The organism is Streptomyces sp. NPDC048483, assembly GCF_040651455.1.
Taxonomy (GTDB): Bacteria; Actinomycetota; Actinomycetes; order Streptomycetales; family Streptomycetaceae; genus Streptomyces.
Map to the genome: position 1 here is coordinate 12,631 of NZ_JBEZJZ010000089.1, position 22,252 is coordinate 34,882.

At 72.2% G+C, this 22,252-nt stretch carries 16 protein-coding genes; 11 read left to right on the forward strand and 5 right to left on the reverse strand.

What is annotated here, in order from left to right; genetic code table 11:
• Positions 1-73: 73 nt before the first annotated feature.
• Genes AB0D04_RS32225 through AB0D04_RS32235 form a run of 3 tightly spaced genes read right to left on the reverse strand, consistent with a single transcriptional unit; the run spans position 74 to position 2,993 of the window.
• Entirely contained in the window at positions 74-934 is an 861-nt protein-coding gene (locus tag AB0D04_RS32225) for an ABC transporter ATP-binding protein (RefSeq protein WP_362710546.1), read from the reverse strand.
• The gene (locus AB0D04_RS32230; RefSeq protein ID WP_362710549.1) at positions 934-1,986 is read right to left on the reverse strand and encodes an iron ABC transporter permease; all 1,053 of its coding nucleotides are present in this window, start codon (positions 1,984-1,986) and stop codon (positions 934-936) included. Before AB0D04_RS32230 ends, AB0D04_RS32225 begins: the two co-directional genes overlap by 1 nt.
• Complete coding sequence (locus AB0D04_RS32235) at positions 1,983-2,993, reverse strand: iron ABC transporter permease (protein ID WP_362710551.1); 1,011 nt, start codon at positions 2,991-2,993, stop codon at positions 1,983-1,985. The genes AB0D04_RS32230 and AB0D04_RS32235 overlap by 4 nt, the downstream gene beginning before the upstream one ends.
• A gap of 236 nt (positions 2,994-3,229) precedes the next feature.
• Between AB0D04_RS32235 and AB0D04_RS32240 the strand changes: the two genes are divergently transcribed.
• The 6 genes from AB0D04_RS32240 (at position 3,230) to AB0D04_RS32265 (ending at position 9,974) form a co-directional block, all read left to right on the forward strand.
• Positions 3,230-4,408 (forward strand): FAD-dependent monooxygenase, encoded by a 1,179-nt coding sequence (locus tag AB0D04_RS32240; RefSeq protein ID WP_362710554.1) that lies wholly within the window; start codon positions 3,230-3,232, stop codon positions 4,406-4,408.
• A 95-nt stretch (positions 4,409-4,503) separates the two neighbouring features.
• Positions 4,504-5,085 carry a TetR family transcriptional regulator gene (locus tag AB0D04_RS32245; protein WP_362710586.1) on the forward strand — a complete coding sequence of 194 codons (582 nt, stop codon included), beginning with the start codon at positions 4,504-4,506 and terminating at the stop codon, positions 5,083-5,085.
• Between the two features lie 196 nt (positions 5,086-5,281).
• Positions 5,282-5,719, forward strand: coding sequence for an SH3 domain-containing protein (locus AB0D04_RS32250; protein WP_362710557.1), 438 nt, complete (start codon positions 5,282-5,284; stop codon positions 5,717-5,719).
• 158 nt (positions 5,720-5,877) lie between these two features.
• Positions 5,878-7,068, forward strand: coding sequence for an acyl-CoA dehydrogenase family protein (locus AB0D04_RS32255; RefSeq protein ID WP_362710559.1), 1,191 nt, complete (start codon positions 5,878-5,880; stop codon positions 7,066-7,068).
• Between the two features lie 20 nt (positions 7,069-7,088).
• Entirely contained in the window at positions 7,089-7,985 is an 897-nt protein-coding gene (locus tag AB0D04_RS32260) for an oxygenase MpaB family protein (protein ID WP_362710562.1), read from the forward strand.
• Positions 7,986-8,012: 27 nt separating this feature from the next.
• Positions 8,013-9,974: a tetratricopeptide repeat protein gene (locus tag AB0D04_RS32265; RefSeq protein WP_362710564.1), complete on the forward strand. Its 1,962-nt coding sequence runs from the start codon at positions 8,013-8,015 to the stop codon at positions 9,972-9,974.
• A 38-nt stretch (positions 9,975-10,012) separates the two neighbouring features.
• Here AB0D04_RS32265 and AB0D04_RS32270 read toward each other — a convergent pair whose 3' ends face one another.
• Complete coding sequence (locus AB0D04_RS32270; RefSeq protein ID WP_362710566.1) at positions 10,013-11,332, reverse strand: glycoside hydrolase family 27 protein; 1,320 nt, start codon at positions 11,330-11,332, stop codon at positions 10,013-10,015.
• A gap of 177 nt (positions 11,333-11,509) precedes the next feature.
• Here AB0D04_RS32270 and AB0D04_RS32275 point away from each other — a divergent pair, with 177 nt between their 5' ends.
• On the forward strand, positions 11,510-13,087 hold the full coding sequence (locus AB0D04_RS32275) for an NAD(P)/FAD-dependent oxidoreductase (protein WP_362710569.1): 1,578 nt from the start codon (positions 11,510-11,512) through the stop codon (positions 13,085-13,087).
• A gap of 16 nt (positions 13,088-13,103) precedes the next feature.
• Here the strand turns inward: AB0D04_RS32275 and AB0D04_RS32280 are convergent, their stop codons facing one another.
• On the reverse strand, positions 13,104-16,517 hold the full coding sequence (locus AB0D04_RS32280) for a DUF4132 domain-containing protein (RefSeq protein ID WP_362710572.1): 3,414 nt from the start codon (positions 16,515-16,517) through the stop codon (positions 13,104-13,106).
• A gap of 196 nt (positions 16,518-16,713) precedes the next feature.
• Between AB0D04_RS32280 and AB0D04_RS32285 the strand changes: the two genes are divergently transcribed.
• The 4 genes from AB0D04_RS32285 to AB0D04_RS32300 all read left to right on the forward strand — a co-directional run bounded on the left by AB0D04_RS32285 (position 16,714) and on the right by AB0D04_RS32300 (position 22,082).
• Complete coding sequence (locus AB0D04_RS32285) at positions 16,714-17,817, forward strand: nitronate monooxygenase family protein (RefSeq protein WP_362710574.1); 1,104 nt, start codon at positions 16,714-16,716, stop codon at positions 17,815-17,817.
• Positions 17,818-17,860: 43 nt separating this feature from the next.
• Positions 17,861-19,456, forward strand: a complete 1,596-nt coding sequence (locus AB0D04_RS32290; RefSeq protein ID WP_362710577.1) for an acyl-CoA synthetase — start codon at positions 17,861-17,863, stop codon at positions 19,454-19,456.
• A 154-nt stretch (positions 19,457-19,610) separates the two neighbouring features.
• Entirely contained in the window at positions 19,611-21,191 is a 1,581-nt protein-coding gene (locus tag AB0D04_RS32295; RefSeq protein ID WP_362710580.1) for an acyl-CoA synthetase, read from the forward strand.
• Between the two features lie 90 nt (positions 21,192-21,281).
• Entirely contained in the window at positions 21,282-22,082 is an 801-nt protein-coding gene (locus AB0D04_RS32300; protein ID WP_362710583.1) for a VOC family protein, read from the forward strand.
• Positions 22,083-22,252 lie beyond the last annotated feature (170 nt).

Sequence of the window (22,252 nt, forward strand, 5' to 3'; positions counted from 1 at the left end):
GAGGGTTCGACTTCCTTAGGGGAGCGGAGCAGAAGGGGAGAGAAGGAAGCGCTCGTGGGGGAGAGCGGTCGGGTCAGGCGCTCACGGCGGTGTGCCGCTTTGCGCTGCCCTTGGGGACGACCAGCGGGGTGCCGGTCTCGGGGTCGGGGATCACCCGGCAGTCCACGTCGAACACGGACTTGACCAGCTCCGCGTCGAGTACGTCCGCCGGGGCACCGGCCGCCGCAAGCTGCCCGTCCTTGAGGACCACGAGGTGGTCCGCGTAACGGGCCGCCTGCCCGAGGTCGTGCAGCACCATCACCACGGTGCGGCCCGCCTCGGAGTGCAACTCGGCGACCAGGTCGAGGACATCGAGCTGGTGCCGCAGATCGAGGAAGGTGGTGGGCTCGTCGAGCAGCAGCAGATCGGTGTCCTGGGCCAGCGCCAGGGCGATCCAGGCGCGCTGCCGCTGCCCGCCGGAGAGCTGATCGACCGGCTGGTCCCGCAGGACGGCGGTCCCGGTGCGCTCCAGGGCCTCGTCCACGGCCCGCTGGTCCGTCGCCGACCACGGGCTCAGCAGTTTCTGGTGCGGGTAGCGGCCGAGCCGTACGAGTGCCTCGACGGTGATCGCATCGGGCGTGACCGGCTGCTGCGGGAGCAGCCCCATCCGCAGCGCCAGCGTGCGGGCCGGCATCCGGTGGATGTCGGCGCCGTCCAGCGTGACGGTGCCCGCGGCGGGTGCCAGCAGGCGGGTCAGCCCGCGCAGCAGGGTGGACTTGCCGCAGGCGTTGGGGCCCACGACGGCCGTGACGGCGCCGCCGGGCAGCACCAGGTCGAGGCCGCCGACGATCAGCCGGTCGCCGTAGCGCAGATCGAGTCCGTGCGTGGAGAGCTGGTTTTCCTGTGTGGAGAGCCGGGTTCCGTTGCCCTGTGTGGAGAGCTGGTCGGCGGTCATCAAACACTCCTGTTCACGGAACTGCTCTGACGGATCATCAGCACCAGCAGCCAGGGCGCGCCCAGGGTGGCGGTGACCACCCCGACCGGCAGCCCGCTGACCGGCAGCAGATGCTGCGCCACCAGGTCGGAGGCGAGCAGCAGTACGGCACCGGCCAGGCCGGACAGCGCCAGCGTTCCGGCGGTGGGCGGGCCGGCCAGGAACCGCACGATGTGCGGCACGGCCAGCGCGACAAAGGCGACCGGTCCGGTGAGTGCGGCGGCCAGGGAGGCCAGCACGATGGCGGTCACCAGGATCTGGAGGCGCGCGGCGTCGGTGTTCAGGCCGAGTGCGCCGGCCGAGTCGTCGCCGAGGTCGAGTACGGCCAGCCGGCGGTGCAGCACGAAGGCGATGACCAAGGCCACGGCCACCGCGCCGCCCGCGGCCCAGACCTCGGTCCAGGTCCGTCCGTACACCGAGCCGGTGGTCCACTGGAGGGCGGAGCCGGCGAGTTCGGTGGGGAAGCTGACGACCATGAAGTTCACCGCGGCGGTCAGCCCGGCCTGTACGGCGAGGCCCACCAGCACCAGCCGGGTCACGGTGGTGCCGGAGCGCCAGCCGAACACCCCCAGCAGCACCGCGGCGAGGAGCCCGCCGCCGAGCGCGGCCAGCGGCATCAGTGCCTGCGAGGCGCCGGCGGCCAGCATCACCACCGCACCGAACGAGGCCCCGCCGGTCACCCCCATCACATCCGGGGAGGCGAGCGGGTTACGGAACAGCCGCTGCAGCAGTGCACCGCCGACCGCCAGTCCGGTCCCCGCGACGATCGCGGCGGCCATCCGCGGGGCGCGGAACTCCTGGACGATCAGCACGGTGGCCGTATCGCCCTGCCCGAACAGCCCGCCCAGCGCATCGAAGGGCGGCAGCGGCATATCGCCGGTGGACACCGACACGGTGACGAGGACGAGCAGCACCACGAGGGCGCCGAGGGTGAGCAGCGGGGTACGGCGAACGGCGGGACGGCGCGCGGAGGTCGGCGAGGCGGGCTTCGTGGGACGTAGGACGTCGGTCATCGGGCCACCTTCCGGGCCAGCAGCGCCAGCAGCGGGGCGCCGAGGAAGGCGCTGATGATGCCGACCTGGAGCTCGGACGGCCGGATGACGAGGCGTCCGAGGATGTCGGCGGTGAGCAGCAGCAGCGGTCCGGCGATCAGACAGCCGGGGACCAGGACCCGGTGGTCGGAGGTGCGGAACAGCTGTCGTACGAGATGCGGCGCGGCCAGTCCGATGAAGGCGAGCGGGCCGGCGACCGCGACCGCCGAGGCGGCGAGCAGTACCACCGCGAGGCCGCCGGCCAGCCGGATGCGGGTCACCGGCACGCCGAGCGCCTGCGCCGAATCGTCGCCCAGCGCCAGGGCGTTGAGCGCCGGGGTGATGGCCAGTGCGACGACCAGTCCGATCGCCAGGGTCGGCAGCACCGGCCAGAGCACCGAGAGCGGGCGCTCGGCCAGCGATCCGGCCATCCAGAACCGGGCCTCGTCCAGCGACCGCTTGCTGGCCAGCATCACCGTCGACGTCCAGGACAGCAGCACGAGCTGGAGGACCGTGCCGCCCAGCGCGAGCCGTACGGGGTCGAGGTCGCCGGCCCGCCGGGCCAGTGCCTGGGCGAAGACGGCGGCGGCCGCGGCGCCCGCGAAGGCGAACCAGAGGTATTCGATGGGGCGGGTCAGATGGAAGGCGTAGATGGCGGTGACCACGGCGAAACCGGCGCCGTGGTTGATGCCGAGGGTGGTCGGCGAGGCGAGCGGGTTACGGGTGATGCCCTGGACGACCGCCCCGGCGACGCCGAGCGCCGCGCCGACCGCGATGCCGACGACGGTGCGCGGCAGCCGAAGCCCCGTCACCACGAGGGCGTCGCGCCCGTGTCCGGTGCCGGACAGCGCGTCGAGCACGGTGGACAGCGGTATGGAACGGGCGCCCAGCGCGAGGCTCAGCGCCGCACAGACCGCCAGCGCGCAGAGTCCGGCCACGAAGAGCGGGGCACGCCGCAAGGTCCGCGCTGCGGGGCGGGGACCGGGCACAGGAGGTGCTGTGGCAGGTTGTTTGGTCGTCGACACGCGTCGTTACATTAGGTTAGGCATACCTAAATCTGCAAGTGGGAGGACGGGAAGCGCGTCAACTATCCCTTTTGTCGCCAGGGTTGATGTGGCGCCTTCCTTTCGAAGGTTGGCCGAGTAGTGATCGCCGCACCCAAAGATTGACTAGTTTGAAAAGTGTAGTGATTGCACTTTCTTAGTTGCTGTGCTTTTCTTGCACCATGACCCCCATCACTCCCCGTATCGCAATCATCGGCGGCGGCCCCGGCGGCTTGATCTGTGCCCGGGTCCTCCAGCGGCACGGCATCCCGGTCACCGTCTTCGACCGCGATGCGTACGCCGAGGAGCGCCCGCAAGGCGGCACGCTCGACATGCAGGAGGGCACCGGGCAAGTGGCCCTGCACGAGGCGGGGCTGACCGAGGCCTTCCAGGCGATCGCCCGCCCCGAGGGTCAGGAGATGCGGCTGCTGGACCACACCGGCACCCTCCTGTTCCGGCACGCGCCGCCCCCCGGCGAGCAGGGCGAACCCGAGATCGACCGCGGCGAACTGCGCCGCCTCCTCCTGGACTCCCTCGCCCCCGGCACCGTCCGCTGGGGCCGCTATCTGCGCACCCTCCACCCCCTTGGCGACGGCACCCACAAGGCCGAGTTCGACGGCGGCCCCACCGAGACCTTCGACCTGGTCATCGGTGCCGACGGGGCCTGGTCCCGGGTGCGGCCGCTGCTCTCGGACCACTCGCCCCACTACAGCGGCGTCACCTTCGTCGAAACCGGATGCGACGACGCCGACACCCGCCACCCGGCCATCGCCCGGCTCGTCGGCGACGGCAGCATGATGGCCGCGCACAACAACAAGGCCCTGATCGCCCAGCGCAACAGCCATGCCCGCATCCGCGTGTACGCCGCCTTCCGGGGCTCCCAGGACTGGGCGCTGGAGCACGGTGTGCGCCTCGCCGACCCGGAGGCCGTACGCGCCGCGCTGCTGGAGCGCTTCGCCGGCTGGGACGACCGGCTGCTGGCGCTGCTGCGGGAGAACGACGACGGGTTCGTCAACCGCCCGCTCCACGCGCTGCCGGTGCCCCACACCTGGACCCACACGCCGGGCCTGACGCTGCTCGGCGACGCCGCGCATCTGATGACGCCGTTCTCCGGCATGGGCGCCAACCTCGCCATGCTCGACGGCTGCGAACTCGCCCTGTCCCTCGCCCGGCACACCGAGTCGGACGAGGCGGTACGCGCCTACGAGGCCGCCATGCTGCCCCGCGCCGCGCAGGCGGCCGAGGCCGCCGCCCGCGGCCTGGACAACGCCATCGCCCCCGACGCCCCGCAGGGCTCGCTGCGCCATCTGTACCACTCGTCCGACCGGCCGTCCGGCGAGCACCGACCGCCTGCCCGGTGACCACCGACCGCCTGCCCGGTGACCACCGACCGGCCGCCCCGCCCGCACCGACTCCACTTTCCGAGTCGCTCAACCCTGAGAGTTGGTCCGACCTGATGACGCAACCACCGACCGGCCGCCGCGAACGCAAGAAGGCCCGGACCCGCCAGGCGCTGGCGGACGCCGCCCTGCGGCTGTTCCTGGAGCACGGCTACGACCAGGTGAGCGTCAAGGACGTGGCCGAGGCCGCGGATGTGTCGGTGACCACCCTGTTCAAGCACTTCAGTGGCAAAGAGGCGCTGGTCTTCGACCAGGACACCGAGCGGGGCGAGGTGCTGGTCGCGGCGGTACGCGACCGGGAGCCCGGCCGAACGGTCCTGGAGGGACTGCACGCGCATCTGCGGGACCTGGTGGGCACGGTCCATGAAGAGCCGGAGTTCCACAGGTTCCGGGAGCTGATCGACGGCACACCGGTGCTCAGCGAGTACGCGCACCGTATGTGGATGCGGCACGAGGCCGCCCTGGCCGGCGCGATCGCCGCGGAGACCGGCGCCGACGAGGGCGATGTGGCGGTCCGCGCACTGGCCCACTACGCCCTGGCCGCGCCCCGGCTGGCCGGTGGCAGCCCGGACCCGGTGGCGGCGGTGGACCGGATCTTTGCGCTGCTGCGGCACGGCTGGGGTGACCTGGGGGCCTGACGGGCCGACGGCGCGGCGCGCCGACTTCCCGCCGTGCGGGCGCACTTGCGAGGGACGGGCGACGCGTTTTCGCCGTCATGTTTTCGTCACACGATCGGCTCCATGGCCGTCGTTGCGTCGTCCCATTCATGTGATTTGTGCGTAATGTCCCTATTGCGCCAATGGGTGCATTGTGCGTCAAGAACAGGAGATCCCTATGTCCACGTCCGACATCCTCGTGGTCCGAAGTAGGCAGGTGGCAGCCGGTGCGGGTGCGCTGACCGCGGCCCTCGCGCTCGGTGCGACGCTGCTCGCCGCGGCCCCCGCTCAGGCGGCTCCCCCCGCACCGCCCCAGGGCGCGGCGGCGAAGCCGTTCGGCGTCATCACCGCCAGCCACGGCCTGACCCTGCGCCAGGACCCCAGCACAGACGCTCTTGTACGGGGTTACATCCGCCACCAGTCGCGGATCGGCCTGCAGTGCAAGGTCCGCGCGCAGAACATCGAGGGCAACAACATCTGGTACCTGGTCCGTGACACCCGCGACAGCTGGATTTCGGCGAAGCATGTGAACAACAGCGGAGCCGTCAAGTTCTGCAGGGACGTACCGCGCAGCAAGGTCGCACCGAACAACCCGGCGAAGCGTGCCATGGACTGACCGGCCCGCGGCAAGGCCCGGTCCGTACCGCGAGGTGCGGGCCGGGCCTTCCGTATTTCTGGAACAAGTTCTACTGTGCCCCTCGGGCCGGCACCCGGCGGACCGTCAGAACCAGGGCGCCCGTCCCGGCCGACCGGACCGGACGAACTGGAGGGGCCGTGCACCTCGAATACACCCCCGAGCAGCAGCAGTTGCGCGCCGAGCTGCGGACGTACTTCGCCGAACTGGTGCCGGACAACGCCTACGCCCGGTACGCCGATCCCGCAGCCCAGAAGCGGTTCTACCGCGCCACCGTGCGCCGCCTCGGCACCGACGGCTGGCTCGGCGTCGGATGGCCGAAGGAGTTCGGCGGCCGCGGGATGACCCCGATGGAACAGTTCATCTTCTTCGACGAGGCCGCGCAGGCGGGCGTACCGCTGCCGCTGATGGCGCTGAACACCGTCGGCCCGACGATCATGCAGTTCGGCACCGACGAGCAGAAGGCGTACTTCCTGCCCCGGATCCTCTCCGGCGAGATCGACTTCGCCATCGGCTACAGCGAACCGGACGCCGGCACCGACCTCGCCGCCCTCAAGACCCGCGCCGTACGCGAGGGTGACGAGGAGACCGGCCACTACGTCGTCAACGGCCAGAAGATCTGGACGACCAACGGGGACACCGCCGACTGGGTGTGGCTGGCGGTACGGACCGACCCGGATGCCCCGCCCCACAAGGGCATCACCATGCTCCTGGTCCCCACCGGCGACCCTGGTTACTCCTGCACCCTGATCAACACCCTCGCCTCGCACGACACCACCGCCAGCTACTACGAGAACATCACCGTCCCCGCCTCGCGCCGCGTCGGCCAGGAGAACAAGGGCTGGCGGATCATCACCAACCAGCTCAACCACGAGCGGGTCACCCTCGCCGCGCACGGCACCATGGCCATCCGCGCCCTGCACAACGTCCAGCGCTGGGCCGCCGACACCAAGCTCGCCGACGGCCGCCGCGTCATCGACCTGGGCTGGGTCCGTGGACGGCTGGCCCGTACCCACACCAAACTGGATGCGATGAAGCTGCTGAACTGGCAGATGGTCGACGCGCTCCAGCAGGGCACGCTCACCCCCCAGGACGCTTCCGCGGTCAAGGTCTACGGTTCCGAGGCCCGGCGGGACGCCTACGCCTGGCTGATGGAGGTCGTCGGCTCCGCCGGCCCGCTCAAGGAGGGCTCGGCGGGCGCGGTGCTGCACGGCGAACTGGAGCGCGGCTACCGCTCCGCCGTCATCTTCACCTTCGGCGGCGGCAACAACGAGATCCAGCGCGAGATCATCTCGTGGATCGGCCTCGGGATGCCCCGCGTACGGCGCTGACGGCAACGGGAGGTGCGGTGATGGCAGGCGATCCGGGACTCTTCGGCCCGCGCTCGGTGACCTGGCAGGTGCACAGCGACCCGATGATGTGGATCGCGGGCGTCCGGGCGCTGTATCTCCAGGCGCTGCACCCGCGCGCGGTGGCCGGCGTCATCCAGAACTCGGACTTCAGGAAGGACGCCTGGGGCCGGCTGATGCGTACCGCGAACTTCGTCGGCACCCTCACCTACGGTACGACCGAGGCCGCCGAGCGCGCCGGCGCCACGGTCCGCGGCATCCACCGCCGACTCTCCGCCGTCGACCCGGCCACCGGCGAGCGCTACCGCATCGACGAGCCGGACCTGCTGCTGTGGGTGCACTGCGCCGAAGTGGACTCCTACCTCCACGTCCTGCGCCGCTCCGGCGTTGCGCTCACCGATGCCCAGGCCGACGCCTATCTGGACGAGCACCGTGTCAGCGCCCGGCTCGTCGGCCTCGACCCGGCCAAGGTTCCCGGCGACCGGGCCGCGCTCGCCGCCTACTTCGCGGCCGTACGGCCCGAGCTCGCGCTCACCCCCGAGGCCCGGCAGGTCGACGACTTCCTGCGCAGACCGCCGACCCCCGCCCCGCTCGTCCCCGCCCGCGCACTCCTGTGGCACCGGGTGGCCCGGCTCGCGTACGGCGCACTGCCCGCCTACGCCCACGAGCTGTACGGGCGCCCGGCGCCGCCGGCCGCCACCGTCACCCGCCGGCTGCGTGCCACCGGCCGACTCCTGCGCGCCGTTCCCTCCACGCTGCGCTGGCAACTCCCGCCCCGCCACATCCTGCGCGCCGTCGAGCGGCTCGGCCCCGGTACCCGCCCAGCGCCCTACAAGCTGCGCCGGTCGGCCGCCATACTGGACGGGCAGGAGGACGCACAGGGGGAGCTGCGCGACTGAACGCGGGAACGGGGGCGGCGATACGCGATGGCCGAGGACAGGCTGATCCAGGGGCGGTACCGGCTGCTCGATGTCATCGGGCGCGGAGGGATGGGCGAGGTGTGGCGGGCGCGCGACGAATCGCTGGGCCGCCAGGTCGCCGTCAAATGCCTCAAGCCCATGGGGCCGCGGCACGAGCCGGGGTTCCTTACGGTGCTGCGCGAGCGCTTCCGCCGCGAGGCCCGCGCCGCGGCCGGCCTCCAGCACCGCGGCATCACGGTCGTCCATGACTTCGGCGAGGACGACGACACCCTCTTCCTCGTCATGGAGCTGCTCAACGGACGCAACCTCAGCCAGCTCCTGGACGACAACCGCCGCCGGCCGCTGCCCGTCCCGGACGTCATCGACATCGCCGAGCAGGTCGGCGCCGCGCTCGCCTACACCCACGACCAGGCCATCGTGCACCGCGATCTGAAGCCGGCGAACATCGTGCGCACCGTCGACGGCACGGTCAAGATCTGCGACTTCGGCATCGCCCGCCTCGGCCACGACATCGGCTTCACCGCCCGGCTGACCGGCACCGGCGTCGCCATGGGCAGCCCGCACTACATGTCACCCGAGCAGATCGGCGCGGACACCGTCGACCACCGCAGCGATCTGTACTCGCTGGGGTGTGTGCTGTACGAGATCGCCACCGGCACCCCGCCGTTCGGCACCGGCGACGCCTGGGCGGTGCTCGTCGGCCACCGCGACACCGCCCCTCAGCCCCCGCGCGAGCGCCGCCCCGACCTCCCCGGGCCGTACGAGCGGATCATCCTCGACCTGCTCGCCAAGGACCCCGACGACCGCCCCCAGGACGCCGACGAGCTGGGCAAACGTCTCGCCGACGCCCGTGAGGACATCGGGCCGGACGCCTTGGCCGGCAACCGTGCCACCGTGCCCGCCCCGCGCCGGCCCTCCTGGACCCGCGGCATGACCACCGGCTCCCCGGCGCGCAGGGCGACCCGCCGTCCCCCGGCCGACCGGGCCGCCGCCGTCCTGACCGACACCTGGACCGACAGCGGCACCCGGCGCCACGAGGCCTCCCCGGCCGCCGGAACCGCCCGGCCGGTGCCGCCCGAAGACGACCCCGAGGTCCTCACCGCCCGCCTGGAGGCCGGCTTCGCGCTGGGCAGGCTGGGCCGGCACTTCGAGGCGCAGCAGGTGTGTGCCACGGTGCTGGCCGGCCGGGAACGCGTCCTGGGCCCCGACCACCCCGACACCCTCAGCTGCCGCCATCACCTCGCCCTCGGCCTCGCCCGCCTGGGCCGGCTCGAGGACTGCTACGTCATGGCCCGCGAGGTGGCCGAGACCCGCGCCAGGGTGCTCGGCGCACGGCACTCCGACACCCTCACCACCCGCTACGAACTGGCGTATGTCATGGGGCAGTTGGGCAAGTGGGAGGAGGCGCTGTGGACCTACCGGGAGGTGGCGGCGGCGCGCGCCGAAACGCTGGGCCCGACCCACCCCGACACCCTCGCCGCCCGTTACGAGACCGGCATCAGCTTCGGCCGGCTGGGCCGCAGCGCCGAGGCCCTGGCGCTCTACCACGACCTGGTGGCCGCCCGTAGGCACGCCCAGGGCGCCGACCACCCGGAGACGCTGCGCGCCCGGCACGGCCTGGGCGTCAACCTCGGCCGGCTGGACCGCTGGCACGAGGCGCTCGCCGAGGCCCGCGAGGTGGCGGCGGCGCGCGAACGGGTGCTGGGCGCCGACCACGCCGACACCCTGGTCAGCCGCCGGGAGATCGCCGTGGCGCTCGGCTGGCTCGGCCGCTGGGCCGATGCCCTCGGCGGCTACCGCCAGGTCGCCGACGCCCGCGAACGGGTCCTGGGCCCCGGCCACCTCGACGCACTGGCCAGCCGTACGGACGAGGCCCAGTGCCTGGAACAGCTGGGCCGTACGGACGAGGCGGCCGCCCTCTACCGCCGCGTCGCGGCACTGCGCCGGGAGCGCGCCGCACGGCGGTAGCGGTGCGGCGCCAGCGGTAGCGGTGCGGCGGCCCGGGATCAGGACCGGCGCGCGGCGACGCGGTAGAGCACGGTGCCGTGCGCCGGCACCTCCCTCGCGACGATGTTCCCGTCACTGTGCTCGCCGCGCCCGCTGACCAGATCGCGCAGCCAGTACGAGGGCGCAGCCGGCAGTCCCGCCGCCTGCGCCGTGGTGGCCACGGTGCGCGGCGCCGCTCCCGAGTTGAACAGCGCGACCGCCCGGTCCCCGTTCTCCAGCCGCTTGGACATCACCGTGAAGCCGTCGTTCTGCTCGACGACCTTCCCCTGCTCGCCGAGCGGGTCCTGGTCGATGTCGATGATCTCCCGGTTGCCCAGCACCCCGCGCGCCTGTGGGGACAGCGCGCCGACATTCGTACTGGAGATCAGCGGCGCGGCCATCATCGCCCACAGCGACATCTGGCTCTGCATCTCGTGCCGGTTCAGCCCCGAGTCACCGGCGAGCAGGAAGTCCGGATCGTTCCAGCGTCCGGGCCGCTGGAGCTTGGCCAGCCCCGCGTTGTAGCGGAAGTTGTAGACGATGGAGGACCACTTCGTGGCCGGGCTCTGCTGCTCCAGCGCGATGTCCCGGCCGCCCCGCCACAGATTGCCCACCTTTGCGGACCAGTCGATGACCTGGTGCCACAGGCGGTCGCCGTCGTACTGGAAATAGGCGGGCGCGGACACCGAGAAGGTGATGGGACGTCCGGTGTCCAGCAGCGCCCGGCTCTGCTGCTCGTACACGTCGCGGTAGATCTGCTCCTTGGTACGGCCCGCCGGCCGGGGCACATTGCAGCCGTCCGCCTTGAGGTAGTCCACCCCCCACCGGGCGAACTGCCGCGCATCCTCCTTGAAATGCCCGTAGCTGCCCGGGTATTTCCCACACGTCAGCGTGCCGACGTCCTCATAGATGCCGAACTTCAGCCCCATCCGGTGCAGTTCCCGCCCGATGTAGGCCATGCCGTGCGGGAACTTCTCCTTGTCCGGCACCAGCTCGCCCTGCGGCCCGCGCTGCTTGGCCATCCAGCAGTCGTCGACCGTCACGGTGTCATAGCCCTTGTCCGCCAGACCGGTCCGCACCAGCCCCCGCGCGTTGTCCAGGATCACCTTTTCGTTGATGTTGCACAGGTAGTACGACCAGTTGTTCCAGCCCATCGGGGGTGTCGGGGCCAGATTCGGGTACGCCGGGGCGGTGCGCGGACGCGCCGCGATCCGGTGGGCGTCGGCGACGGCGTCGGCCGAGGCGGGGACGGTGGCCGAGAGCAGCCCGGCGGTGCAGGCGGTGACGGCGGTCAGTGCGGCGAACGTGCGGCCGGTGCGGGGAACCTGACGATGGGACACGGGTCACCTCACGGGGTGGGCGGAACGGCCGGAGCGCGCACCGTTGGCGGTGACGGTGCGGCGCACGGCCGGACGCTAAAAGTCGGCCCCGGCCCGGTCAAGAAGCCGCACCGACCCGCCCGGAGGTTTCAGCCGCCTGCGCCTGGCGACCGAGATCACCGCGTGCTACCAAGAGGCATGCCGGAACGGACTTCGTATGACGCGGTCATCGTCGGCGGCGGGCACAACGGACTGGTTGCCGCCGCCTATCTCGCACGCGCCGGGCGCAGCGTGCTGGTGCTGGAGCGGCTGGACCACACCGGTGGTGCGGCCGTGTCGACCCGGGCGTTCGCCGGGCTCGACGCCCGGCTGTCCCGCTACTCCTATCTCGTCAGCCTGCTGCCGCCGAAGATCGTGGCGGACCTCGGCCTGCGCTTCGCGGTCCGTAAACGCACCGTCTCCTCCTACACCCCCGCCGTACGCGACGGCCGGCCCACCGGTCTCCTGGTGGGCGGCGGCGAGGACCGTACCCGGGACGCTTTCTCCCAACTCACCGGTTCCGACCGTGAGTTCACCGCATGGCAGCGGTTCTACGGCACCACCCACCGCCTGGCCGAACGCATCTTCCCCACCCTCACCGAGCCCCTCCCCACCCGTGCCGCACTGCGCGCCCGCGTCGACGACGACGCCACCTGGCACGCCCTCTTCGAACGCCCCCTGGGCGAGGTCGTCGAGGCGGCCTTCTCCGACGACCTGGTCCGCGGCGTCGTCCTCACCGACGCCCTCATCGGCACCTTTGCCACCGCCCACGACCCCTCCCTCCGCCAGAACCGCTGCTTCCTCTACCACGTCATCGGCGGCGGCACCGGCGACTGGGACGTCCCCATCGGCGGTATGGGCGCGCTCACCGACGCACTGGCCGACGCCGCCCGCCGCGCCGGGGCGGAGATCGTCACCGACTGCCCGGTCACCTCGCTCGCCACGGACGGCCGTACGGCGGAGGTGACGTCCTCTCAGGGCACCGTCGGCGCCCGCCGGGTGCTGGTCAACGCCGCCCCCCGTGAGCTGGCCCGCCTGCTCGGCGAGGAGCCGCCCCCGCCCGCCGAGGGCGCCCAGCTCAAGGTGAACATGCTCCTCACCCGGCTGCCGCGGCTGCGCGACCCCCATGTGGACCCGCGGGAGGCCTTCGCCGGCACCTTCCACATCGCCGAGGGCTACGGTCAGCTGGAGACCGCCTACCACCAGGCCGCCTCCGGGACGCTCCCCGCCTCCCCGCCCTCCGAGATCTACTGCCACTCCCTGACCGACCCCTCCATCCTGGGCGGCGACCTGGTCAGGCAGGGCTACCAGACACTCACCCTCTTCGGACTGCACACCCCCGCCCGGCTGTTCACCGCCGATACCCCTCAGAACCCGGCCACCCGCGAACGCCTGCTGGCCGCCACCCTCGCCGAACTCGACACTCACCTGGCCGAGCCCCTCAGCGACTGCCTGGCACTCGACGCCGACGGCCGCCCCTGCATCGAGGCCCGCAGCCCCCTCGACCTCGACCGGGAGCTGGGGCTGCCGGGCGGCAACATCTTCCATCGCGACCTGGCCTTCCCGTACGCGGACGACGACGAGGCGGCGGCCACCGCCGCCGGCCGCTGGGGCGTCGCGACCGGGCACGCCAATGTGCTGCTGTGCGGAGCGGGCGCCGTGCGTGGCGGGGGAGTGAGCGGGATCCCCGGCCACAATGCGGCGATGGCGGTGTTGGAGGAGGAGGCGGCGGGCTGAGGGGCGGGGGCGGCGGTCAGCCGGTCGGCGCGGTGAGATCGGCCAGGTCGGCGAGCACTTCGGAGGCGGTCACCGGATCCAGTGCGCGCAGCGGCAGCGCGGTGGAATCCGTCCCCCAGCTGAGCCGCGTGCCGTTGTGGAGCCAGACACGCCGGATGGTTTGCTCCTCCCAGTAGTCGGGGCTGCCCACCACGATGCCCGGATCGAGGTCGACGACGACGGCGCGACCGTCGGAGGTCACACGGGATATCCAGCCCTGAACTCCGTTGTCCTCGGCAGTGCCGCGCTGCCAGCCGCGCCGCTCGAGCCCGAGCAGCTTGCCGACCGGAACGGTGATGTCGTGGAACCGCTTGAGTTCGGTGGCCACCCGCTCGTCGTCGGTCAGCGCGTACGCGGGCCGGCCCAGCTGCGGGAACGGCTGCAGGATCTCGTAGTCGGCGAACACCTCCGACCACGTGGTGAGGGCGCCGGCCAGATGCAGCGGGTGGGCGATGCCGATCCGGGCGGTATCCGGCAGCGTCAGCGAGTCGTCGTCGACGTCCGCGAGCGTACGGTCCTCGGCGATACGGAACGCGACGCTCTCGCCCCCGTCGCCGTCCTGCGCGATCCACACCAGTCGACGGGCGATGTGCCACAGCAGCGGGTGCCGGACGATCAGATCCTGGAACTCGGCCGCGGGCCACCGGCGCTGCGTCACCATGGCCTGCTCCAGCCGGTGGACCTGCTCGGCGGCGACCGTCCGGGCGTCCTTCTTCAGCGTGGCGAACCGCTGGTGGGCGGCCGGGGCCAGTTCCTGGTCGTCGCGGACGCCGGGCTTGGGCAGGCTCTTGAGGCGCCTGCCGTCGGCGTCCGCGACATACGGTTTGAGCTGCTCGTCGAATCCGATGACGAACCGGCGCGGACCGTAGTCGAGAACCAGGCTGCCGGCGGCGTCCAGCCCGAGGTCGGGGACGAGCCGGTCGCCCAGTTCCTGGGGGCTCAGACCCAGGCCGGCGGCGAGCGCGGCGATCTTCTCCTGGGCCTTGGCCCTGATGCCCTTGTACTTGACCTTCTGGGCGATGCCGTTCAGGTGCATCAGCGCGACGTCGGTGCCGATCGCCACCAGGGCGTCAAGACCGGCGACTGCCTTGTGGTGACTGCCCTCGCCCGGCCAGGCCCGGATCACCGGCGTGAACAGGCGGACCGTCTCGTCGTCTCCGAGCAGCCCCAGAGCCGTCAGTACCCAGGCGTGAACCCCCGCCCCGCCACTCTCCTCGCGCAGGCCCGACCGCTCGAACAGCGCCCAGGCGAAGGCGGCGAGGGAGGCCGGCTCGCACAGCTCCTTGACCACCTCGACGCCCGCGTACACCTCGTCGGGCATGGAGAGGGCGAGCATGGTGACGAGGTGGCGGACGGCCGGGACGGGCAGTGCCCGCCCGTCTGCGCGCAGGAGCACCTGCGGGAGCAGATGGGGATCCAGCCAATGGGGGGCGTCGGGCATCGTGGCCGGGAGGTCCTCCAGCGGATCGGCGGCCAGGAGAGCCTCGACCGCGGCGGCGGCCTTGTCGCCGTAGCCGCGGGCGGCGTGCACGGCTTCGGCGCGGTGCCCGGCGGAGCCGAGGAGCCGCAGGGCCGCCTCCGCGGTGCGCCGTCGCTTGCCCGCCTTGCCCAGCGCGGCCGGCACGAGCGCGCGGGCCGCGGCGGCGGGATGCCGGTCCAGCCAGCGCAGCACGAGGGGGCGTGCGGTCTTGCGCCGGGCCAGCCAGTCGGCCATCAGCTCGGCCGTCCCGCCGTCGCTGAGGGGGAGCAGCACCTCGGCGGCGGTCGCGGGCTGGGACTGCGCGAGGTCCAGCGCCGCGGGCACCGCGTCCTCGGCGAAGCGCGCCACGACGCCCTTCATCCACGCACCGTCGGTTTCCGGCAGCCGGCCCGGCCGCCACTGGGCGAGCAGCGGGCGGACACTCTCCTCGGGGCCGAACAGAAACAGCTCGGGCTCGCTCGCGGGCCGCAGCGCGCCGTTCCGGAACTGCTGGACCGTCACGTCCCAGTCCGTGTCCGCGGCCCAGTCCGGTGCGGGCCCGTCGGCGGCCATCGCCGACCACTCCTGCCGCTCGCCCGGCGCCCAGACGACAAAGGCCTCGGCCGGCGCCACGAGCCCCTTGACGACCACCGGCCTGGCGGTGCTGCGCTCGCGGGTCCACGGCGGCTCGACCAGCAGCGGCGGCAGCGCTTCCGGCGGCGCCTCCAGCGCCCACTCGGCCGTGTGCTCGCCGATCGATGCAACCACCGCGCGCACTTCGTCGGGCACGCTCGGCAGTACGGCAGCGGTGAGCTCGGGATGGGCCGCCACATGGTCACGTAGCACACGGCCGGCGTACGAGGCGGCCTCGGAGGGGCCGGCGGCCACCGCGGCGCCGAGCAGCCGGAGCGCACGCACGGGGAAGCGTCGCGCCCCTTCGATCACGGCGGCGTGCACCTGCCGCTCGGGGAGGTGGCGCACCAGGGCCGCGAACGCCTCGTCGAAAGGCAGCGCGGCGAGGGTGTCGAGCACGTCCCGGGCCAGCCTGTCGCGTTCGTCGAGGAGGTCGGTCAGCACCGGCAGGATGGCCGTACCGACGCCGTCGAGCACCGTGCCCAGCCTGGCCCCTGACAGCCACCACCATCGCTGTTCGTGGGCGCGCAGCACAGCGAGCTGTTCGGCCGAGCCCACCGAGCAGAGCACCATGTCCCAATTACGGGCGTCCATCTCGGACCGTTCGGCGGCGCAGAGTTCGTCCACCCATTCCGTCTGCGTCGGTACCAGGTACGCGGCGGCACAGCGCTGAATATCGTCCCGGCGGTATTCCGCCAGCGCCTCGACGGCGCGCGCGTAGTCCTCGTCGCCGGCGACCGCGAGGAAGGCGCGGACCCGCTGCGCGACACCGACGGCCTCGGACCAGCCCTTGCCGCCCCAGGTGCTGCCACGGTCGCTCTCGCGTCGGCTCCGAACGTGGCGCCGACTCTTGTCCTCGTTGTAGCCGTATCCGTCGACGAAGACCCCGCAGAGTTCCGCAGCAGCCGTGGCGGCGAACACGATGCCGTGCTCCGCGATCCACGCATCCGCGAACGTCTGCAGGGCGAATTTCTCGCGCCACGAGATCGCCTCGGAGACGATGGCGGCGAGCACGGCGGCGCCCCGCGGGTCCGCCTCGCCCTGTAGCCGAACGCGCGCGGCCTCCACCAGGTCGTGAGAGCTCTCCGCGCTGTCGAGCACGAAGTCCACTTCGCTCCGGAGCTCCGCCACCCGGCGCCGCACCGAGGCGACGGCGTCTTCGTCGAGCGTGACCGGCGGTCCGGGCAGACCGCCGCGACGCGGATGGAGGACGGCGGGCAACGCATCGGGGATGACGAAGGTGTCGTCATCCGCGGGCACGAACCCCTTCGGTGACGGCCGGGGCGTGGTATCAGACATCTGTGGTCCTTCGCAGTACACGTCGGTTCGCCCAACCCCCCCTCTCCCGGGAGCTGATGCATTACCGGAAGGCTAAGGGCACCCACTGACAACGCGGCCGGGAACGGTGACCGGGCCTCGGGTTTCCGACGCAGGTTCCTGACGTGGCATCAGAAAATCTCTTCCCTCGTACGGCCCGCTGCGGCATCCTGCGCCCATGCAGACGGAGCTGAGCAACACGCTGGGCGTCGAGCACGCCGTCTTCGGTTTCACGCCCTTCCCCGCGGTCGCCGCGGCGATCACCCGGGCGGGCGGGTTCGGGGTGCTCGGCGCGGTCCGCTACACCGCGCCGGGCGAGCTGGCCCGCGACCTCGACTGGATGCAGGAGCACACCGACGGACTGCCGTACGGCCTCGATGTGGTGATGCCCGCCAAGAAGGTCGACGGCGTCACGGAGGCCGACGTAGAGGCGATGATCCCCGAGGAGCACCGGCAGTTCGTCACCGGAATCCTCGACAAGTACCAGGTGCCACAGCTCGCGGAGGGCGAAGCGTCCGGCTGGCGGATCACCGGCTGGATGGAACAGGTCGCCCGCACCCAGCTCGACGTCGCCTTCGGCTATCCGATCAAGCTGCTCGCCAACGCCCTCGGCCCGCCGCCGCCCGACGTCGTCCGGCGCGCCCACGACCACGGCATCCTCGTCGCCGCGCTGGCCGGCAGCCCGCGCCACGCCCGGCACCACAAGGCGGCCGGTATCGACATCGTCGTTGCCCAGGGCTACGAGGCCGGCGGGCACACCGGTGAGATCGCCACCATGGTCCTCACCCCCGAAGTGGTCGCCGCCGTCGACCCGTTGCCCGTACTTGCCGCCGGCGGCATCGGCACCGGCGAACAGATCGCCGCCGGGCTGGCCCTCGGCGCCCAGGGCGTCTGGCTGGGCTCCCTGTGGCTGACCACCGAGGAGGCCGAGCTGCACTCGCGCCGGCTCACCGCGAAACTGCTCGCCGCGGGCCCCGGCGACACCGTCCGCTCCCGCGCCCTGACCGGCAAGCCCGCCCGCCAGCTGCGCACCGACTGGACCGACGCCTGGGACGACCCCAGCGGCCCCGGCCCGCTGCCCATGCCGCTGCAGGGACTGCTGGTCGCCGAGGCCAACTCCCGCATCCAGCGGCACGGGATCGAGCCGCTGCTCGGCACCCCGGTCGGCCAGATCGTCGGCCAAATGACCAGCGAACGCAGCGTCCAGGCGGTCTTCGACGACCTCACCCGCGGCTTCGAGCGGGCCATCGACCGCATCAACCGCATCGCCGGACGCGCCTGATGCCGACGCCCCGGACGCGCCCGACACCGAGGAGGACAGCGGAATGACCCACGGCTCCCACGGCGACCACGGCCCCAGTGGCCCCCGCGACGCCGCACCGCCCAACGGCTTCTGGGCGCAGGCCACCGCCGACCCGGACCGTACCGTCCTGATCGCCCCGGACGGCGAGGAGTGGACCGCGGGCCGCCTGCACGCCGCCGTCAACCAACTGGTCCACGGCCTGCGCGCGGCGGGCCTGGAGCGCGGCGACGCCTTCGCCGTCCTCCTCCCCAACGGCGTCGAGTTCTTCACCGCCTACCTGGCCGCGTCCCAGGCCGGGCTCTACCTTGTCCCCGTCAACCACCACCTGGTCGGCCCCGAGATCGCCTGGATCGTCGCCGACTCCGGCGCGAAGGTGCTGATCGCCCACGAGCGGTACGGCGAGGCCGCGCGTCAGGCGGCCGACGAGGCGAAGCTCCCGGCCGCCCGGCGGTATGCCGTGGGCACGGTCGACGACTTCCGTCCGTACGCCCAACTCCTCACCGGGCAACCGGAGTCCGCGCCCGACGGCCGCACCCTGGGCTGGGTCATGAACTACACCTCGGGCACCACCGGACGCCCCCGCGGCATCCGCCGCCCGCTGCCCGGCAAGCCGCCCGAGGAGACCTACCTCGGCGGCTTCCTCGGCATCTTCGGCATCAAGCCGTTCGACGACAACGTCCACCTCGTCTGCTCACCGCTGTACCACACCGCCGTGCTCCAATTCGCCGGCGCCTCCCTGCACATCGGCCACCGCATCGTCCTGATGGACAAGTGGACGCCGCAGGACATGCTGGCCCTGATCGACGCGCACCGCTGCACCCACACCCATATGGTCCCCACCCAGTTCCACCGCCTGCTCGCCCTCCCCGAGGGAGTTCGGACGTCCTACGACGTGACCTCCATGCGGCACGCCATCCATGGCGCCGCGCCCTGCCCCGACCATGTGAAACGCGCCATGATCGACTGGTGGGGCGACTGCGTCGAGGAGTACTACGCGGCCAGCGAGGGCGGCGGCGCCTTCGCCACCGCCGAGGACTGGCTCAAGAAGCCCGGTACGGTCGGAAAGCCCTGGCCGATCAGCGAACTGGCGGTCTTCGACGACGACGGCAACCGGCTGCCGCCCGGCGAACTGGGCACCGTCTACATGAAGATGACCACCGGCGGCTTCAGCTACCACAAGGACGAGGGCAAGACGAAGAAGAACCGGATCGGCGACTTCTTCACCGTCGGCGACCTCGGCTATCTGGACGAGGACGGCTATCTCTTCCTCCGCGACCGCAAGATCGACATGATCATCTCCGGCGGCGTCAACATCTACCCCGCCGAGATCGAGTCCGCCCTCCTCAGCCACCCCGCCGTCGCCGACGCGGCCGCCTTCGGCATCCCGCACGACGACTGGGGCGAGGAGGTCAAGGCCGTCGTCGAGCCGGCGGAGGGGTATGCGGCGGGGCCCGCACTCGCCGACGAGATCCTCGCCCACTGCGAACGCCGTCTGGCGGGCTACAAACGGCCCCGCTCCGTCGACTTCATCGCCACCCTGCCCCGCGACCCCAACGGCAAGCTCTACAAGCGTCGGCTCCGCGACCCGTACTGGGCGGGCCGGGAGCGGGCGGTTTAGCGGCCGGGGGTCCTCACCTGACCCGCCCACCCCCCGAAGGGGGGTGGGCGGCGGGGAAACAACCCAGGGGTGCGCGGGGTCCGCGGGGCCCGCACCCCGCGGCTCGCTGTCCACAGCGCTTGACCCGGCACCGGGCGCCCCCGAGGATCGCGCCATGACGCAAGCGCGGAGCAACACGGTGGACTCGGTCCTGCGGCGCAGCGCGCGGCGGGTGCCCGAACGGGTGGCCGTCCGGTACGCGGACCGGACGTGGACCTACCGCCGGCTGGACGACGCGGTGACCGCCGCGGCCCGGGTGTTGCTGGCGGAGGGACTGAACCCCGGCGACCGGGTCGCCTCGTACGGGCACAACTCCGACGCGTATCTGATCGGCTTTCTGGCCTGTGCCCGCGCCGGCCTGGTGCATGTGCCGGTCAACCACGGCCTCACCGGCGAGGATCTGCGCTACATCCTGGAGCAGTCGGGCAGCGCGCTCGCCCTCACCGATCCCGCCCTCGCCCACCGGCTGCCGGACTCCGTACGCACCCTGCCGCTGCACGGCGCCCCGGACGGGTTGCTGGAGCGGCTCGCCGTACAGCAGGAAGCGGCGGGTCGGCCGGGCCGAGCGGGCGACGCGGACCCCGAAGAGGCGGCGGCCGACGACGACACCCTCGTCCAGCTTCTCTACACCTCGGGAACCACCGCTCTCCCCAAGGGCGCGATGATGACGCACCGTGCGCTGGTGCACGAGTACACCAGCGCCATCGTCGCCCTGGACCTGCAGGAGAGCGACCGGCCGGTGCACTCCCTTCCGCTCTACCACTCCGCGCAGATGCATGTCTTCCTGCTGCCCTACCTGGCGGTCGGAGCGGAGAACATCATCCTGGACGGTCCCGATCCGGCGCGGATCTTCGACCTCGTCGAAGCGGGCCTGGCGGACAGCCTGTTCGCACCGCCGACCGTCTGGATCGCGCTGTCGAACCACCCGGACTTCGCGGTACGGGAGCTCAGCGGCCTGCGCAAGGCGTACTACGGCGCCTCGATCATGCCCGTACCGGTCCTGGAGCGGCTGCGCGCCCGGCTGCCCTCGCTCGCGTTCTACAACTGCTTCGGGCAGAGCGAGATCGGACCGCTGGCCACCGTGCTGGGCCCGGACGAGCACGAGGGCCGGATGGACTCCTGCGGCCGCCCGGTGCTGTTCGTGGAGGCACGGGTGGTCGACGAGGCGGGCCAGGAGGTGCCGGACGGCAGCCGCGGCGAGGTCGTCTACCGCTCCCCGCAGCTGTGCACCGGCTACTGGGACAAGCCGGCGGAGACCGCGGAGGCCTTCCGGGACGGCTGGTTCCACTCCGGCGACCTCGCCGTCCGGGACGCGGAGGGCTATTTCACGGTGGTCGACCGGGTCAAGGACGTCATCAACTCCGGCGGCGTACTGGTCGCTTCCCGCCAGGTGGAGGACGCGCTCTACGAGCATCCGCAGGTCGCCGAGGTCGCGGTCATCGGGCTGCCGGACGAGCGGTGGATCGAGGCGGTGACCGCCGTGGTCGTACGGCGGACCGGCGTCGGCGGCGACGGCGACGTCGGCGGGTTCGTCGGCGGCATCGAGGTGAGCGAGCAGGAACTGATCGACGCCGCCCGCGCCCGTCTCGCGCCGTTCAAGGCGCCCAAGCGGGTGATGTTCGTGGACGCCCTGCCGCGCAACGCCAGCGGCAAGGTCCTCAAGAGGGAGCTGCGGGACCGCTTCGGCGCGCCCTGAGCGCCGCGCGGAGGGTGACTGTCAGTGCTGCCTGCCATGCTGAGAGCGAGGGAAGGGCAGAGCAGCGAGCAGCGCACCGAAGGAGTAATCGTGCTGACGACCCATTACGTTCCGGGCACCCCCAACTGGCTCGATCTCGGGACGCCCGACGTCGACGCCGCCGTCGAGTTCTACTCCGCCGTCTTCGGCTGGACGTGCCGGTCGGCGGGTCCGGGGGCCGGCGGCTACGGCTTCTTCCAGCTCGACGGCAGGACCGTCGGAGCCGTCGGCCCGCTGACCGAGGAGGGCGCGAGCCCCGCCTGGACGGCGTACTTCCAGACCCCCGACGCGGACGCCACGGCCAAGGCCGTGCAGCAGGCCGGCGGCTCGCTCCGGGTCCCGCCGGGGGATGTGTTCACCGCCGGCCGGCTGGCTGCCTTCACCGACCCGACGGGCGCCGATTTCGCCGTCTGGCAGCCCGCCGAGACCAAGGGGCTGGAGACGGTCATGGAAGCGAACACCCTGTGCTGGACCGAGCTGTACACCACCGATGCGGCCGCGGCGAAGGAGTTCTACGCCTCGGTCTTCTCCTGGGAGTACCAGGACCTGCCGATGGGCGGCGACATGGTGTACTCCGTCGTCTCCTCGCCCGGCGGCGGCAAGGAGGGGGACACCGGCCAGGGCGGCATGATGCAGCTGCCGAAGGAGAACCTGCAGGCCGGTTCGACGTCGGAGTGGCACCCGTACTTCGGCGTGACCGACTGCGACGCCACCTTCGCCGCGGCCACCTCCCGCGGCGCCTCGGTGCTGATCCCGCCGAGCGACGCACCGGGTGTCGGCCGCCTGGCCATGCTCAAGGATCCGGCGGGCGCCGCCTTCGCCCTGATCAAGGGCGACCCGGACATGACCTGACCCGCCGAGAGCCGGTGACCTGGCCAACCGCCGTACATGACCTGAGCCGCCCCGGAGGAGGTGCCCATGGCGCTGCTAGGCCCTGTCGTCAAACTCCCGTCGTTCGCCCGGAGGGCGGGCCTCGCGGCGTCTGGTGCGTGCGATCGCAAGGCGGAGGGTCATCCCGGTAC